This is a genomic window from Dyadobacter sp. (assembly GCF_017744695.1).
In the GTDB taxonomy this organism is placed as follows: Bacteria; Bacteroidota; Bacteroidia; order Cytophagales; family Spirosomataceae; genus Dyadobacter.
Genome location: NZ_JAGIAS010000010.1, coordinates 293,088 through 309,607 on the forward strand (window position 1 = coordinate 293,088; position 16,520 = coordinate 309,607).

Here is a 16,520-nt window from a genome sequence, read left to right on the forward strand (position 1 = left end):
GGGGTATATTTCCGGACTGTACATCTTTACAATCTGTAACAAAAACATCGAAACATTTATGCTCCGCAGAAATTTTGTAAAATCTACTCTTGGTTTGGCTGGTGCCGCAATCGCAGCAGGAGATGCATTGGGCGCCGCTCCTATGGCCAAAAACAAGTTTAAGCTCAAATATGCTTCCCACTTCGGGATGTTCCAGAACAGTGCCGGAAAGGACCTGATCGACCAGCTTAAATTTATGGCAGACCAGGGTTTTATGGCATTGGAAGATAACGGCATGATGGGCCGTCCGGTGGAGCAGCAGGAGGCCATTGCCAAAGAAATGAGCCGCTTAGGAATGGAAATGGGCGTGTTTGTGGTAGATAAAGGCGGTAATGGTGCTAATACGCTCGCCGCTGGGAAGCAAGAATATATCGACATCTTCCTCAATGGCTGTAAAAAGGCGGTGGAAGTAGCGAAGCGCGTGAATGCGAAATGGATGACCGTCGTTCCGGGTGATTTTGAAAGAAACCTGCCGATCGGCGTGCAAACCGGGAACGTAATCGACGCATTGCGCCGTGGTGCCGAAATCCTCGAACCGCACGGGTTGGTAATGGTGCTCGAACCGTTGAGCGATTCCCCGAACCTATTCCTGAGAACTTCGGATCAGACGTATGAAATCTGCCGTGGTGTAAACAGCAAGTCGTGCAAGATTCTGTACGACATTTACCACATGCAGAAAAATGAAGGCCGCCTGATTTACAATATCGACCGCACATGGAGCGAGATCGACTACTTCCAGATCGGCGACGAGCCGGGGCGTAAAGAGCCGACAACCGGTGAAATCAACTACAAAAACATATTCAAATACATTTACGACCGTAGCAAGAAAGAAGGTAAGTCGTTCATTATGGGTATGGAACATGGCAATTCAAAGCAAGGAAAAGAAGGCGAGGAAGCGCTGATCAAGGCGTATGTGGAGAGTGATAGCTTTGCGATGTAAGGCTTTAAGCTTTAGGCTATTAAGCAATAGGCTATAAGCTATATGCTTTAAGCATAGATTTTGCGATATTTATTAAAAAACCGGGACTATACAGCCCCGGTTTTTCATTAGCTTACAGCCTAAGGCTTATAGCTTACTGCCCTTAAAGTACCACCACCGAATTCTCGGTAGCGTCTACGCCGGCAGGAACATATTTGTCGGCTGCCCAGTCGTTTTCCCATTTTTCTCCGTCGAGGATGTAGCGGAACTGATATTCTCCGGCTCCCAGTTCGAGGCTGGTTTTGAATGAACCGTCTTTTTGTTTTTTCAATGCGATCGCTTCTTCGGGATTCCAGCCATTGAACTCACCTACGAGGGCAATTTTCTTCGCGTCAGAAGCCGCCTCCGCAGGAACTGTAAACGTCACTTTGAAAACAGACTTACTTTTTACAAACTGTTTTGCTAATGCCATAATTGGTAGTGTTAATTGGTTGATGGCACAAAGATACAATCAAAAATTATTCAAATCAATGAATATCAATACGCTAAATGTTTATGATCTTTGAAAAGTTATATAATAACATTTCAGGCGACATTTTTTGATATCGCGCTTTCGACCTATCTGAGTGTATATCTCATGCCCAAAAATGCCCTGATGCCCTGATTTGGCGCATAAACGTATGACGGATCGAACGTCAGCCGGTATGGGTTATCGGGTGTTGCAATTACCTGTCCTTGCCCGTCAAATTTTACGTTTTTGTCGAACGGATCATTGGCGCGGGCGATCGAATTGGCGGGCGGAGTGAAGTTGAGCAGGTTTTTAACTCCCCCGTAGATTTCCAGTCCATTGTCAAATTTTTTGGTTACCTGGATATTCTGCAAAGACCATACCGGTGAGTTCGCCGCACGCGGATCCTCCTCGCTCAGGAGAGGCAGGCGCATAGGGCCATAAATGTTTCCTGTATAGTCGAATGAAAGTCCTGCCCGCTGGATTTCGTAGGAAACGGACCAGGTTCCGGTGAACTTCTCGGTCAGTACCGGCCTGAAACGTACGCCGTTTTCTTTCTGGAAGTTATCCATATAAGTACCGCCGGCGATGATTTTCAATGGGAAGGGGAAATTGAAATCCATATTCAGACTGATACCCTTCGAAACCGCGTAGCCATCGAGGTTATCGTAAATGATTTCGTTGGGATTGGTGTCGTAGTCGGGCAGGATGCGGTTGGTGAAATAAGTATAGAATACCGAAGCGTCGATTCCGATGAATGAATTCCCTGTCACGATCTTTTTGACCCAGTTGATATTGGCATTCCAGCTTTGTTCGGGTTTTAATGCCTCTTTCAAAATGACTTCACGTGAGCCGGTCAATGCGGCGTGGTCTTCGGTAAACAGGTTCACGATCCGGAAACCACGGCCGATATTGAGCCGCACCACATCCGTTTGATTGAACTTGTATTTGTAAGCCGCTCTCGGCGTGAAAATGCTTCCGTGACGGCTGTTATAGTCGTACCGCGCGCCTAAAAGAACGGAATGCGGGCCGTTTTTGAACTCGTCCTGAATGAATATACCGGGCAGATAAATTTGATCGGCACGGTCCTGTCCATCGGAGTAGCGGGTAGCGGGCGTATTGTCGTTGTAAAAAGTGTAGCGGAAGGGCGTTCCCATCAGCAGGCTGTGCTTGCCGATCTCCTTATCCCACAAAAACTGCGCGAATGCAATTTTCTGATCGGCATTGAAGGGTACATGGCCGTATGCCGAGTTCTGATTATGTGAGCTGAAAGAATATTGCAACGTAACTTTTTCGCTGAACGGCAGCTGGTAGTTTCCTAAAAGTTCGAAGCGTTTGGTATAAATACTTTCCCCGTAAACCTCGTCGCCACCGCGGTACGACCGGTTCCATTGCGTTTGCCCGCCCCAGCGGTCTTCGTAATAGTAGCGCGCGGCCACATTGGCCTGCCTGTTGTTTTTCAGGTCGAAGGACCACTTGTTGAAGATCGAAATGCGGTTCTGAAGAGTAAGGTCGGTGAAGCCGTCCTTGTTGTTATCGATCGGGTTCTGGTAATTGAAATAATTAATACCTAGTAAAGAATTGCTTTTGGCACCCGGAGAAAACTTCACCCCTAAGTCCACATTATAGTCGCGCCAGGTGGTACCAAATGCGTCGGCGGAGAATACCGGCGCTTTGGAAGGATTTTTAGTAATAATATTAATCAATCCACCTACGGCCTCGGAACCGTATAGTGTAGACGCAGGCCCCTTCACAATCTCTACGCGCTCGATCAGGCTATTGGGAATGCCCGAAAGCCCGTACACTGTGGAAAGCCCGCTCACCATCGGCATACCGTCGATGAGGACCATCGTGTACGGCCCTTCGAGGCCGTTAATATGAATATCACCGGTGTTGCAGACGTTGCAATTCAGCTGGGGCCGTACGCCGTTCACATAGCTGAGCCCTTCAAAAATGCTGGGGACAGGGTTTTTATAAATGAATTTGGAAGTGATAATATCGACGGGCACCGGGCTGTCTAGCTTCGAAACTTCTTTCATGGTTCCCGTCACAACCACTTCTTCCAAGGCATTCGCGCCCGATTTCATGACAAAATCCCTGGTAACATCCCTGTCGATCCGTACATTCTTTTCTGTAATGGTCGGCAACGATACATAGCTCACGCGTACCGTATAAGTTCCTTTCGGAATGCCTATAAGTCGGAAATGACCCGCCGTGTCGGCCGTGGTACCGGTTTTTAATTCCTGTATATAAACCGACGCCCCGAATGCCGCATCGGCCTGGCCTTCCAATGAGACCTTTCCGGAGAACGAAAATTGGGCCCAGGCGCCTAGTGGCAAACAACTGAACAGCAAGAGTATGCGTAGCTTCATAGTACGGCCGAATTATTAATTTACTTTTATCTGAATATAAATTTAGACAAACCTAAAAATAAAACTTGATATATGAAAATTAAAAATTCGGTTATGTTGAATTGAGGGGAAACTATCAGCGGTATGACATTCGTTGTAACCATGCCAAATTAATTGTAAACCAGTTTAACTCACTATGCTCAAAAGATTTCTGAAACCGATCAAATTACCTGCTTCGGCAGATTGGGGAGTACTGCTCCTGCGCGTAGGGATCTCATGCCTCATGCTCACGCACGGTTACGCAAAGCTCACCACATTCCTCGGCGGCGACCATTCATTTGCCGATCCGATCGGGATAGGCGAAGAGTTGTCCTATGTATTGACTATCTGCGCCGAGTTCGGTTGTTCGATCCTCATTATCCTCGGCCTTGGGACCCGGGCGGCGCTTATTCCGCTGATCATTACGATGGTGGTAGTGGCGACGATCGTCCACGCCAAAGACCCGTTCGATATGAAGGAACATGCCCTGCTGTTCCTCTTTCCTTATATCACATTATTCCTGACAGGTCCGGGGCGGTTTTCGGTGGACGCGAAATTGTATCGGTAAGAATTCCGGGTATTAAAACGCAAAATGCCTTCCTGTTATGGGGAAGGCATTTTGTTTAAATAACTATTGCGACCATTTGGTAGGTCGGCGGTCCCAGCGGTGGGCTTTCATTTTTTCGGCCACCGCCGCATCGAGTTTTGCCCCATCGCTCACGGCCACATTCGCACGCACGTTCGCGAGCCTGCGCATGCCCGGGATCGTCGTATGCACGTCAGGATTGTTGAGGATAAAACGCAATGCCAGCTCGGCCATCGTCATACCCGCCGGGATATCGGCGCGCAATGCCTCCGCGTGATCCACGCTGGCGTTCAGGTTTTCCGGTACGAAATAGGTCGAACGCCAGTCGTCGGCAGGGAATGTCGTTTCCTTGGTCAGCGTGCCGGTGAGCGTACCTTCGTCGAAAGGCACACGGGCGATTACGCCGATGTCGAGCTTCCGGCAAAGCGGGAAGAGGTTATCTTCCGGGGCCTGGTCGAAAATATTGTAAATCACCTGCACGGCGTCGATCAGACCGGTTTCGAGCGTCTTCAAAGCGTTGTCCGGTTCCCATCGGTTGATACTGATGCCCCAGGCACCTACTTTCCCTTCCTTGGTTAATTTCTGGATCGCTTCCTTCCATTCGTCTTCCTCGGCCCAGGCATCTTCCCAAACATGGAATTGCAGCAGGTCGATCTGCTCGGTGCCGAGGTTTTGAAGGCTTTTTTCAGTGTATTCGACTATGTAATCGGCTGGAAATACGTCTTTTAGCGCAAATTCGGGGCGCGACGGCCATTGACGGTTTTTGGGCGGTATTTTGGTGGCGGCGTAAAGCTTTTTGTCGGGGTTGCGCTTGATCAGCTCGCCGAGGATGCGCTCGCTCAGGCCCTCGCCATAGCCCCAGGCAGTATCGAAGAAATTGACACCCGATTCGACGGCCAGGTCCAGGGAGTCGTCTGTTTCCTTGCGGTCGGAGCCTGTCCAGCCCGCCAATCCCCACATTCCATAACCTACTTCGCTGATTTCCCAGCCAGTTCGTCCAAAGCGACGTTTTTGCATTGTAATCTGATTTTAGTGTTTGACCAATAAAGAACTTCTGTGCATTTTTTTAACATAGAACGGATACCTTTGCAGCGCTTTTTTATTAGTGAGCCTTCTCGCTATCGTTCCTCAAAAAACAGGGTTTAAGTGAAAGAAAAGGGGTTGATTAACATATTGTTGATGACAATTAAAAGAATTGCCGGATTTGTATTGGTGATTTGTGTGGCCGGTTTGACGAACCAGAGTGAATCTTCCGATAAAATTGCAGAATACTGCCGGACTTTCCATCAGATCCAGATGGATATCCGCGATAATGTGATCACGCCCGATTCGGCCCGTGCGGCATTTGGGGCCGTTATGCGCAATCTGCGCGCTGAATTCAGAAGGGACACCTGCCGGTCCATCGACTCGTCCTACTTCGTTTACCCGATCAAAGGCTACTCGGCCAGGGAGTCGGTTGGTTCTAAAGGCCGCGGTTACCGGCCCAACGGTTTCGATCTTTTTGACATGAATGTGACCGGTAGCCATCCGGCCCATGATCTTTTTGTGCGGGATAAAGACCAGGACGTGCTCGACGACCGCACCTGGCAGCCGATCGACGTGCTTGCATTCACGTCCGGCCTGGTGGTGGCCACCGAAACAAGCTGGAAATACGATAGTGAATACCGCGGCGGCAACTGGATCTGGATTTACGATCCCTGTCTCGACGGCCTTTTCTATTACGCCCATAATAATATCGTAGAGGTACAGCCCGGCCAATGGGTGAATGCCGGCGACAAAATCTCAGAAATGGGGCGAACCGGGTACAATGCCTACCAGAAGCGCTCTCCCACGCATTTGCATTTGATGTTCCTGCAACTCGATGCCGATGGGTTGCCTATGCCCGCCAATACCTACGAATGGCTGAAAGAGGCGACTGTGAAAGATGGTTTAGGGGCTGAGTGATTGGGATTGAAGTAGATATTCAATATATTGTACTTCACTCCATTACTATTCCTTAAACAAAATTGTATGAACAACCGCCGTTCTTTTTTCCGGAAGAGTGCTGCCCTCGGTATGGGTGCTTTCGGGATCAACAGCCTTTTCAACCAGCTCCACGCAGAGCAATTCGTCGAAGCAGAACAACTTTGGAACCCCGCCAGCGAAAGCAATGAAGAATACTGGTCGGTAATCCAGGATGCTTACACCGCCAGCAAAAGCGAAATCATTATCCTTAACAATGGCGGGGTGTCACCCTCGCCGATTGTCGTGCAGGAAGCTTTGGACAAATACAACAAAGCTGCCGCGCAAGGCCCATCGTATTACATGTGGCGCATTATGGATAAGGGCCGCGAGCCGCTCCGTCAGCGTCTGGCCAAGCTGGCTGGCACTGATGCCGAGGAAATTGCGATCAACCGCAATGCGACTGAGGCATTGAATACCATCATATTTGGCCTGCCGCTGGAAAAGGGCGATGAGGTGATTGGTACTTTGCAGGATTATCCGAACATGGTGCAAGCCTGGAAACAGCGCCAGATGCGGGATGGCATCGTATACAAGCAGCTTTCTTTTGATTTTCCGATTGAAAACAAGGAGCAAATCGTCAAAGCATACGCCGATGCGATTACCCCGAGGACTAAAATCATCCATGTGACGCATATCATCAACTGGGTCGGGCAGATCATGCCGGTCAAGGAAATTTCCCAGATGGCCCATGCCAAAGGAATTGAGGTGGTGTGCGACGGTGCGCACACGTTCGGGTTGCTGGATTACAAGGTTCCTGACCTTGAATGCGACTACTTCGGTACCAGCCTGCACAAGTTCCTGAGCGCACCGGTGGGAAGCGGAATGATGTGGATCAAAAAGGATAAAATCGAGAAAATATGGCCGCTGCTTTGCAACAGCGAGCCGAAAAGCGGCAATATCCGCAAGTTTGAAACGCTCGGTACGCGTAGCTTCCCGATCGAGCAGGCGATAGGAGAGGCGATCAATTTTCAGGAAGGCATTGGTAGCAAGCGCAAGCAGGACCGGATTCATTATTTGAAAAAGTACTGGGCCGAAAAGGCTGCCCAAATCCCCGGTGTGAAGATCCATACTTCATTGAAACCGGAATTCTCCTGCGCGATCGCCGGTGTCAGCATCGAAGGCATGAAACCCGAGGAGCTCGACGGCAAACTGATGAAGGATTATCAGATACATACCGTGGGTATCAATTGGGAAAACATTCATTGCGTGCGCGTGACGCCGCATGTGTACACAAAAACCAGCGATCTGGACAAACTGGTAGGCGCCATCGAGAAAATCGCAAAAAAGGCCTGATACTACGATAAGGTAATGTGCATGAAGCATAGTCGGGTTAGCTTCCGGCTATGCTTCATTTTTTTACCGCCTGTAAGTCCACAGGTTAGGATATCCACTGAAAAAACCACTGACACGAATCATGGATCTGCCACGGTTTTCATGCATTACTTTTGAAAAATCCTCAATAGAAAATCAAGATTATGACACAGTTACGAAAGGGCTCTTTTATCAGGAAGGTAAAAGACATCGGCATGGGTGGCGCATTGGCGCTGGCATTGCTGTCGGGAACCGCGTTCGTTTCCTGTTCTTCGAATGACGACGAGTCGGAATACAGTTATGAAGAAACGACCTACGGGAAAGGGATCAGATCCTACATCAAAGAAGTAAGTCCGGGCGAGTTCAAGATCATCAGCGAGGAAAACGTCCCGGCTAATAGTTCCGTGGCGATCGTTTCATACCTGGATGGGCATAAAGACACCCTCAACCCGATGGCCGCCAAGGCGTTGATCGACCAGGAAATCCGCTCGAACCCGCACATGGGCTACCACGGCGGGCTTTCGAGCATGCTGCTATATGGAGGAATGGGCTATTTACTGGGCCGCAATTCTTCGTACTCCTATATGAACAACTACCGCGACAGAATGGATGCGGAACGGAGTAGGTCGTTTTATGCTAACCCGGGCGCCTGGGCAAGCTCCCGCAGCGCTACGCTGGGCGTGGAAAGTTCCCGTTCGGTACGTACGGTGACGACAAGACCTTCGGGAGGCCGTAAAGGTTTCTTTGGGCGGTCGTCGTCGGGCAGAAGCGGGGGCTAAGGAGTTCAAAGTTCATGAGTTTAAAGCAGGTAGGCCTGCCTTGACTCACGAACTCATAAAACCTTAACTCGTAAACTTTAAACTCCAACAATGGTAAAATTGAAATCATTGCCCAATCCGCCACAAGCGGCATTGCAGAAAGCGGGATGGGATTGGGCGCTTGGTACCGACACGGCTCCGTATGTCGTGAACGATATGGTGACCGTCACCGAGCAGCAGGCAGAAAGCTATTATGAAGCTGCGGGTACATTATATGATATGTTGATCGAAGCGGGGCAGCACGCCATCGATCAGAACCTTTTTGCAGAAATGGGTATTCCGGAAAACCTGGTCGAGTTGATCAAGTTATCATGGAGCGACGACCGGCAAATCCATTTGTACGGTCGTTTCGACCTTGCGGGAGGATTTAACGACGAACCGGTCAAGCTGATTGAATTCAACGCGGATACAGCGACCTGCATTCCTGAAACGGCCGTCGTGCAATGGGCGCATTTGCGGATGAATGGAATGGATGAATCGAGACAATTTAATACGTTATTTGAAACACTGGTAGGGCAGTTTGTCTATTTGAAGGAGGAAAACAGTGATCTAACGCCTTCGATGTTGTTTTCGACAATGCGCGGCTATCCCGAGGATGATACCAACGTGGCGGTGTTGATGGAAGCCGCGAAAGAGGCGGGTTTCGACGTCGAATTCGCCTATATCGACGATGTGGAATTTTCCAATGGCGAGGGCATATTCTACCAGGAACCGGAACACGGGCATTTCGTGCGGTTTGATTTCTGGTTTAAACTGGTGCCTTGGGAACATATCGGTGGTGATGAGCCGGAACTCGCCGCAATGCTGACGGAGATTGTTAAAAACAGGAAAGCGATGATCCTGAACCCTGCCTACACATTGTTGTTCCAATCCAAATACATTCTGAAAATCCTGTGGGACCTTTACCCATATCATCCATTGCTTCTACAAACGGAGCACCAGGTATTGCCGCATAAAAAATCGGTAAGCAAAGTATTACTGGGGCGTGAGGGCGCGAATGTGATCATCCACGACGAAAGTGGTGCGGTACTGGAAACTGCGGTGGGCGAGTACGACGATCAATCACGCATTTATCAGGAATATGTCGCCCTTCCGACCGACGCCGACGGTAATACCTATCAGGCTGGTGTGTTTTACGCTGGTGAGACATGCGCGCTTGGGTTCAGACGGGGCGGGAATATCTTGGACAATACGGCACAGTTTGTGGGTCACATTATCGATTAGCGTAATTCGTAAAGTGCAATACGTAAATTTACTTATCTCTGAATCAGGTTGTTACCGAAGGATCATTGAATCGACCGTTTACTAATCAATTTGCTGAAATTTCCAGAGCAGCGGCGAAGTTTGTGTAAAGTTTTACAGGCGCTGATGGTATGAAAGTTTTAAGGAAGCCGGAAACTTTGTCAGCAGTTCAGCAATATTCATCGATCCTTAATACTTAAAAGACCAGTCATGATTCACGAGAAAATTTTTCAACTAAAAAGCGGCAGGGAGGTTAAAGTCATTGTAAAAAGTTACTTCCTCCACGATAATCCGCAACGCGATACCGATTGCGAGATTTTAATCCGCGAACCCAAAGAAAAATACTTTCGCACACCTATCGGGGTTAATCACCCGCAATACTGGAAAATGAAGCGGTCCAGCGCGCAACAGGCCAAAAATCTTTTGATGGAATACAGCGGGATCACCCAACGTCAGATCAACCAGGCCATTACCGAATTCAACCGGATTCTGAGTTATCCGCCAACACACATTGGCTTGCAATACGAAAGCGAGCTGGTTTAGAAGCGGTTCAGGAGCACCAAGTAAGGGACTAAAATTAACACACACTGTCAGCCGGGCATGGTCGGACTCTTCGGAGGCTGATCATCGCCCGGTTCTTTTTTGTATACTTACCTGCTGTCTTTTGCATAACGGTCCGGTGAATTTGTTAATTTAAGCCCGCAGCATTCTTTTCAGAGCTTTATGAAGGCCAAAGGCGTTCTCTTACCAGCCGCGGGACTGGTATTGATCGGGGTACTCGTGTTTTATTGGATACGATTTTCCCTGTTTTCGAAATCCGATAGTTATTCCACAGACGTATTAAATGCTGCTTTCGCTGAGCAGCCGGTGGGTTATGTCAATCGGCTCGATTCATTGGGCGTTGCCACACCGGATCTTCAACATATTTCAATTCAGCTATACCCGAATACGGCCGATACAGCGCTTGCCGCCGTGCTGAAAAATCTTAAAGCAGACAAAGATTTGTTACTGACTGTCGTGGCCGGGCAGGAGGACGCGGTACGTATGGTGACCGACGGGGAGTTCGACGATGCGCTGCGCTTGCTATGTAGTTTGTTACCGGAAGGAAAACAGATTTATCTCCGCTGGGATCCCGATATGGAAGTGCCGGTCCAAATCTACTCATGGCAATATCAATCACCGGCCGATTACATCGAGGCGTTCAGACATGTGGCTGAAATTTGCCGGAATGCAAAGCCTAAGTTGCAAATGATGTGGTCGCCGGCCGGTTATCCGGGGACAGAGGAGTATTGGTCGGGGGAGGATGTTGTGGATGCCGTTGGAATTTCAGTCAATGGCCGGAGTGAGCTTTCGGCTACCGCATATCCGCCGGACCCGGATCGCAGGACGGCACTCCGAAGAAAGTTGATCCGGACGCGGTTCATGAATAAGCCGGTTTGGGTATTTGCTTCGGGTGGCGATAGCCTTGTGAATGCACTGCAAACGGATTTGAGAGAAGCTGTCAAAAGCATGAGGCCGGATTCAGCATTTCTTTTTCAGCAATATGGGACAAACGAACGTATAGAACGGGCAGCGAATGCCATACCGCTTTTAGGCGTATACGATCCCCGACAGGCCCTCACCAGTTCGAAAGCCGTGCAGGTGGAACACCTGTTTGTAGATCTGGGCAACATCCAGACCGGCGGTTTTGCGAAGGACTTTGAAGCGGTAGTGCGGCGCGGGCATGAGGCAATCGTTACCGTGGAGCCCTGGCGTGACGGCAAGGTTAGAAAAGACTCGTCGGTGTTGCGCAATACAGCTCTGGGAGTTTATGATGAAGAGTTTAAATCGCTGTTTAGTACTATTTCAAAGACTAGCCTCCCGGTTTACGTCCGGTTTGCCCATGAAATGGAAATTCCCATTCATCGGTATTCCTGGCAAAGCCAGGATCCGGCTTTGTATATCAGGGCGTTCCGGCATTTCATGGATTTAGGGAAGGGTATCAAAAATGTGAAAAAAGTGTGGGGTCCAGCGGGAGACAGAGGTTCGATGGAGTGGTATCCCGGGAGCGACGTGGTCGATGTTGTCAGCATTGCCATATATGGCCTGCCGGACAAGAATATTACCGATCACACGAAGCAGGAATCTTTTGAAACCATTTTCAACCGAAAGGTGTGGCGTGTGCGTCTTGCCTCCAAGCCGATTTTTATTACGGAATTCGGGGTGAAAGGGGCGGAAGATTACCAGTCGGAATGGCTGGAAAAAGCAGCGGAGGTGTTGGCTGCGCATAAGGAAGTTACCGGCGTATGTTACTTTAATCTCGCCGATAATCCGGAGGTTTGGGGTGATATTCCGGCGCCGGATTGGGGAATCAGTCTCTCTACATTTAATCGTTTTGTCGAAGCACTGGAAGCAAGTCGCTAACGACCACGGGATTCTTGTGCGGGTTCCAGCGGTGTATTCAGCTGGGATTCGATGATTTCCTGCACGGTCCCATTCTGAACCACGTACAAATACAGCCGGTAAAGCGACGGATGCTTCGGGATAGTTAAAGTCAACCGGGGGCCATTGCCGACGTCCGTCATTTCGACCGGATTATTGAAGCCGTCCGTCCTGACAAGTTTCCATTCCAACCGCGTGCCGCTTGTGGGTTCTTTCACAACTTTCCATTGACCATTTTGCAGAACAATCGCGTGGTAATCCAGCGCGGAACCTTCGAAAGTGCCCAATGCGGGTTTCAGTATCTTAAAATGCGGGGCTGGCTGAGGTGTGTTTTGGCCACCCCAAATTGATTCAAGGACCTGGAAGGAATGCTTTGGCCGGCCGGCATAATCGTGCAGGCCATCAAAACTTACCTGTTCAAATATCTTCTCGTCCTGCCAGTTGGAAATAAAGGTTCCGGGGCGACGTTCCCGGGCATGGGCGAAAGCATCCGCGCCGATGTAGCTGAAATAGAACGGGACTGCAAGTTTCCGGAAAGCGGATTCTTCCGGCTGTTTCCTGCCGTCCGTCAAAACAAGTCCGAATGCGTCAATCTGTGGAGAAACCTGTTTAATCAGGTAGGCCAGCTGCTGTGTTTCGGCATTTAGTTCGAGATCTACCGTTACCGGGCGCGAGTTGTCGATCTTTTTAATCGCTTCACTCACCTTTTTTAACCAATACAAATATTGCTTTTGCTCCCCGGTGCGCTCGGACCGTCGGTGACGCTGGATGGCTGCGTTGCCGATGTTCCACGAAACGATATGCTTTTGGCTTCGGAGCCGGCTTACGGTTGTTAATATTTCATCCGTAAAATCGTCCGCACCGCTTTGGTCGGCCACGAAATCGAGCGTTTCGGGTACCCAGAAAGTGTAGTGGACCCGGATTCCGGTGCGACCGGTTGCCATCAGGATATTGTAATCATAAATGCCGGGGCCAAAATGCCGGATCGCATTGATACCCGCTTTGCGCATTTGCCTGAGGTCCGCCAGAAGCTCATGCTTCGTAAATGCAGGATACCTCCGCGACCAGTTATGTCCTTTCGTATAATTTACTCCCCGCGTTCCCTGGAAAAAAGCAACCGGATTTAGCGCCGGTATGCCAATCGTATCCGGCTCGCGCACGCCCATGGCACGGAAGAGGGCAGGTACGTCCGGGTGGCGTGGAACTTTTTGCTTCGTCAGACTGAGCGCATATACCTGGTTTTCTTTGGCCACGGCCAGGTTGTATTCCAGTTTGGGGTTGAAGCGCCGGAAATAGATGATAATGCTGATAAGCAGCACTGTGATCAGGAATGCGGAAGTTCTGACGCCGCTGTAAATGCGTCGCCGCAAAATCCAGAAGTTCCCTTTCAGCTCCTTGATGGCCTTGAAAACGGCGTCCAACGCGGCTGACGAGCCCGAAAGCCCGCGGATCTGCTGTTGGCGGCTTGCGGCGATCGTAAAGCACATGAAGAAGCAATTCAACCCCGCGAACCCTGCCATGATGAGATTATACGGGTTCAGGTCCTGGTAAAGGCCGTATACGATCGCCAGCAGCGAGACGCCCAATACTGCCAGGTTAGGAATGTTCAGCGGCCAGTTATTAGCCTCATTGCCGTCTTTGGGTGTGGGTACGTAAGGGATTTTCTTCCCTGAAATCGTGTACAGCACGCCCAGGATGAATATCCACCAGGTTCCTATCATCAATAAGCCGCCTACCACATGAAACCCCCGCTCTTCGTCTTCCATAACCCACCATTGTACAAAATGTCGTATCAGGATCACGCAGGAAACCATTGGCAGGCTCACCAAGATAAAATCGGTAAGGTCGAAATGCATCGGGCTCACATCCAGTACCAGTGCCAGAACGGGGATCAGGAAATTGATCAGGAAAATGAAACCCGACAAATAGTGAAGCGGGATCGTGCCGTAATGAATGCGCTGGCTCCACGTGAATTTGGAGAACAATTTTGGATACACGTGCACGAACAAATCGAATACCCCGCGCGACCATTTAAGCTGCTGCTTGTAGTAGGCCGAAAGCGTCGAAGGAACCAATCCCCGCGCCAGTACAGCAGGCACGTACACCGATTTCCAACCCTTCGCGTGCAGCTGCATGGAGGTGTGCATATCTTCGGCGAGCCCGGCTGCATGTCCGCCTATGGAATCCAGCGCCGTGCGACGGAATGTACAGTTTGCACCTATGGCGAGCACGGTCCCATAGTGGTTCATAGTCATCATCATCGGACCATAAAACTGGTAAGTCTGCTGGGCGGCGCCTTTGGCAATCAATCCTTCGTCATGGTTTTTATAGGCCTGCACAATTTGTACATAACCGATTTCAGGATTGTCGAAATGGGAGACGATCGGGTCGAGGAAGTCGGGAAAAGGGACGTGGTCTGGATCGAGGACCACACAGAGTTCTCCCTTTGAAATGCGTAGTGCATTATTGATGTTTCCCGCCTTTGCATTCCGCTTGTCCGTGCGCGTCACGTGGTGCACGCCCAACTGCGCACACACGTCACGCAGGTAAGGATCGTCTGCTTCATCGCATAGGTAGGTTTCGTGCGGGTATGTAATGGCCTGGATCGCCGTCAGCGTCTCGATAATCATTTCGTACGGCTCGCCGGCGCAGAAAGTGGTAAAAATATCGACCGTGTACCGGTGCGTCAACGGCGGGGTCGGAGGCACGGTAATGAACAGGTAATGGTACCATTCATGCAGTACTTTCAGGCACGTGAAAACAAACGTGACCACGAGCATCCAATACAACGGCGCGTAGCCTCTGACCGACTCGGACAGGACACTGGAGAGGAAGAATCCCATCGAGGCCAATCCGAAGAAAATCATCAGCCGCAGCATGATCAACTGCTTGCGGGTAGGCGGTTTTACATATAGTGCTTGCTTCATGGAGGGCTTACAACATAAAAAGGGGTGTTACATGAAGCGAACTTTCCAGCCTGGTCGTAAATCGTTGCGAATAGCCGGTAAGGACCCTCCTCCCGTGGGACTGAAAACGAGAGCCGGAGGTTTTGACCAGTGCTTTCTGTCGTCGCGACAGGCGCCAGTTTCTGGGTACTGTTGATATGGTTTTTACGGTACCAGTCTTCTTTGAATACTTGCCACCGGATTGAGCGGACACGGTCGTGCCCCTTGAAGAGCAGCACTTCGGCGGAAGCGGTGGTCGAGGGGTTTAGCAGTACATTGTCACGTGCCCCCTGCTTGTTCAGCAGCATGTATTTTATTTCAGGATAAATAGCCGGCGTGGATTTGCCAGTCCAGATGCCCTGCATGGTGCCTACGGCCTCGGACGCGTGACCAGCCTCGTCGAACAAGCTGAACCAGGTGTGGGTAGTTTCCTGCTTGTTTCCCCAAAAGAACACGCAGGCGCCCAGGAACCGCGGATCTTCCAGCGGCATGTGCTGCCGGTAACGTTGCTGGTAAATGTCGGCTTTCTTTTTGCTGGTATCCTCTATGTAGGCGCCCCAGGCCGTCTGCTCGGTGCCTTCCCACGGTCCGTTGATACCCCATTCGAGCAACATGTAGGGTCCTTTCCAGAACCAGGTAAGCCCTTCGAGGTCTTTACGCAGCAAGGGTAAGGTCCCGAAAATGTTAAAAGAGATCACATCAATGTTGCAGCGAAGCCTGATGTTAAAGATGTATTTCGGGTTGAAATTCAAGATCGTGGTTGTGACCGGGTGGTCGGGATCTTCACGATGGATCATGTCCGTGAGCTCGTTGAACGAATCGTAAAAATTCCCGTACGTCCATTTGTAAGGGAAGTCGAGTTCATTGCCCAGACACCACATCAGTACCGCAGGATGGTTCCTGAACCGTTTGATAAGCGATTGCAATGACCGATGCCGGGTTTTGGTAATTTCAGGATTATTGTAAAAAGAGATATCGCCGCTGTTGGGAAGCGGAAGTCCTACGATAACCGCAAGCCCGTGGGTTTGTGCGCTGTCGAGAATTTGTGCAAGATGGGTCGTATCCCAGGTCCGCAACGTATTTCCGCCTGCGTCGCGGAGTTCGCGGAAATGGGATTCCCCTCCGGCGCCCCGGATGTTGTAGGGCTTTCCATTCCTTATAACGGTGTACTTGCCGTCTTTGCGGTCGATGTACACTTTGGCCGACTTGTCTGGCTGTTTTTCACTCAAACACCCCGACAAAAGAATGGAAAGCGTCAAAGCTAACAGCAATAGCGAGTGGATACGAATAAGCAAGGTCGGGTGTAGTTGTAACCTGAGGCTGAGTTCTGAAAGAGT

At 50.1% G+C, this 16,520-nt stretch carries 13 protein-coding genes; 8 read left to right on the forward strand and 5 right to left on the reverse strand.

Annotated elements, in window-relative coordinates:
- The first annotated feature begins 58 nt into the window (after window positions 1-58).
- Window positions 59-979 carry a hydroxypyruvate isomerase family protein gene (locus J7619_RS29205; RefSeq protein ID WP_291207657.1) on the forward strand — a complete coding sequence of 307 codons (921 nt, stop codon included), beginning with the start codon at window positions 59-61 and terminating at the stop codon, window positions 977-979.
- Between the two features lie 142 nt (window positions 980-1,121).
- Here the strand turns inward: J7619_RS29205 and J7619_RS29210 are convergent, their stop codons facing one another.
- Window positions 1,122-1,430, reverse strand: a complete 309-nt coding sequence (locus J7619_RS29210) for an isoamylase early set domain-containing protein (RefSeq protein ID WP_106596881.1) — start codon at window positions 1,428-1,430, stop codon at window positions 1,122-1,124.
- A 146-nt stretch (window positions 1,431-1,576) separates the two neighbouring features.
- A complete protein-coding gene (locus J7619_RS29215) occupies window positions 1,577-3,838 on the reverse strand; it encodes a TonB-dependent receptor (protein WP_291207660.1) in 2,262 nt (753 codons plus the stop codon).
- Between the two features lie 175 nt (window positions 3,839-4,013).
- On the opposite strand from J7619_RS29215, the gene J7619_RS29220 reads away from it, so the two are divergent.
- Complete coding sequence (locus tag J7619_RS29220) at window positions 4,014-4,424, forward strand: DoxX family protein (protein WP_291207662.1); 411 nt, start codon at window positions 4,014-4,016, stop codon at window positions 4,422-4,424.
- Window positions 4,425-4,487: 63 nt separating this feature from the next.
- Here the strand turns inward: J7619_RS29220 and J7619_RS29225 are convergent, their stop codons facing one another.
- Complete coding sequence (locus J7619_RS29225; protein WP_291207664.1) at window positions 4,488-5,459, reverse strand: aldo/keto reductase; 972 nt, start codon at window positions 5,457-5,459, stop codon at window positions 4,488-4,490.
- Between the two features lie 162 nt (window positions 5,460-5,621).
- Between J7619_RS29225 and J7619_RS29230 the strand changes: the two genes are divergently transcribed.
- The 6 genes from J7619_RS29230 to J7619_RS29255 all read left to right on the forward strand — a co-directional run bounded on the left by J7619_RS29230 (window position 5,622) and on the right by J7619_RS29255 (window position 12,220).
- The gene (locus tag J7619_RS29230; RefSeq protein ID WP_291207666.1) at window positions 5,622-6,386 is read left to right on the forward strand and encodes a M23 family metallopeptidase; all 765 of its coding nucleotides are present in this window, start codon (window positions 5,622-5,624) and stop codon (window positions 6,384-6,386) included.
- Window positions 6,387-6,452: 66 nt separating this feature from the next.
- Window positions 6,453-7,739: an aminotransferase class V-fold PLP-dependent enzyme gene (locus tag J7619_RS29235; RefSeq protein ID WP_291207668.1), complete on the forward strand. Its 1,287-nt coding sequence runs from the start codon at window positions 6,453-6,455 to the stop codon at window positions 7,737-7,739.
- 182 nt (window positions 7,740-7,921) lie between these two features.
- Window positions 7,922-8,536 (forward strand): hypothetical protein, encoded by a 615-nt coding sequence (locus tag J7619_RS29240; protein WP_291207670.1) that lies wholly within the window; start codon window positions 7,922-7,924, stop codon window positions 8,534-8,536.
- A gap of 90 nt (window positions 8,537-8,626) precedes the next feature.
- A complete protein-coding gene (locus J7619_RS29245; protein ID WP_291207672.1) occupies window positions 8,627-9,799 on the forward strand; it encodes a glutathionylspermidine synthase family protein in 1,173 nt (390 codons plus the stop codon).
- 228 nt (window positions 9,800-10,027) lie between these two features.
- Window positions 10,028-10,360, forward strand: a complete 333-nt coding sequence (locus J7619_RS29250; RefSeq protein WP_291207675.1) for a hypothetical protein — start codon at window positions 10,028-10,030, stop codon at window positions 10,358-10,360.
- 180 nt (window positions 10,361-10,540) lie between these two features.
- On the forward strand, window positions 10,541-12,220 hold the full coding sequence (locus J7619_RS29255) for a glycoside hydrolase family 26 protein (protein ID WP_291207678.1): 1,680 nt from the start codon (window positions 10,541-10,543) through the stop codon (window positions 12,218-12,220).
- Here the strand turns inward: J7619_RS29255 and J7619_RS29260 are convergent.
- On the reverse strand, window positions 12,217-15,165 hold the full coding sequence (locus J7619_RS29260; RefSeq protein WP_291207681.1) for a glycosyltransferase family 2 protein: 2,949 nt from the start codon (window positions 15,163-15,165) through the stop codon (window positions 12,217-12,219). The genes J7619_RS29255 and J7619_RS29260 overlap by 4 nt on opposite strands.
- Window positions 15,162-16,478 (reverse strand): glycoside hydrolase family 2 TIM barrel-domain containing protein, encoded by a 1,317-nt coding sequence (locus J7619_RS29265; RefSeq protein ID WP_291207684.1) that lies wholly within the window; start codon window positions 16,476-16,478, stop codon window positions 15,162-15,164. Before J7619_RS29265 ends, J7619_RS29260 begins: the two co-directional genes overlap by 4 nt.
- Window positions 16,479-16,520: the final 42 nt, after the last annotated feature.

Bases quoted from the DNA above. Each gene is read 5' to 3' on its own strand.
- J7619_RS29205 (WP_291207657.1), top strand. From the start codon at position 59: ATGCTCCGCAGAAATTTTGTAAAATCTACTCTTGGTTTGGCTGGTGCC.
- J7619_RS29210 (WP_106596881.1), bottom strand. From the start codon at position 1,430: ATGGCATTAGCAAAACAGTTTGTAAAAAGTAAGTCTGTTTTCAAAGTG.
- J7619_RS29215 (WP_291207660.1), bottom strand. From the start codon at position 3,838: ATGAAGCTACGCATACTCTTGCTGTTCAGTTGTTTGCCACTAGGCGCC.
- J7619_RS29220 (WP_291207662.1), top strand. From the start codon at position 4,014: ATGCTCAAAAGATTTCTGAAACCGATCAAATTACCTGCTTCGGCAGAT.
- J7619_RS29225 (WP_291207664.1), bottom strand. From the start codon at position 5,459: ATGCAAAAACGTCGCTTTGGACGAACTGGCTGGGAAATCAGCGAAGTA.
- J7619_RS29230 (WP_291207666.1), top strand. From the start codon at position 5,622: ATGACAATTAAAAGAATTGCCGGATTTGTATTGGTGATTTGTGTGGCC.
- J7619_RS29235 (WP_291207668.1), top strand. From the start codon at position 6,453: ATGAACAACCGCCGTTCTTTTTTCCGGAAGAGTGCTGCCCTCGGTATG.
- J7619_RS29240 (WP_291207670.1), top strand. From the start codon at position 7,922: ATGACACAGTTACGAAAGGGCTCTTTTATCAGGAAGGTAAAAGACATC.
- J7619_RS29245 (WP_291207672.1), top strand. From the start codon at position 8,627: ATGGTAAAATTGAAATCATTGCCCAATCCGCCACAAGCGGCATTGCAG.
- J7619_RS29250 (WP_291207675.1), top strand. From the start codon at position 10,028: ATGATTCACGAGAAAATTTTTCAACTAAAAAGCGGCAGGGAGGTTAAA.
- J7619_RS29255 (WP_291207678.1), top strand. From the start codon at position 10,541: ATGAAGGCCAAAGGCGTTCTCTTACCAGCCGCGGGACTGGTATTGATC.
- J7619_RS29260 (WP_291207681.1), bottom strand. From the start codon at position 15,165: ATGAAGCAAGCACTATATGTAAAACCGCCTACCCGCAAGCAGTTGATC.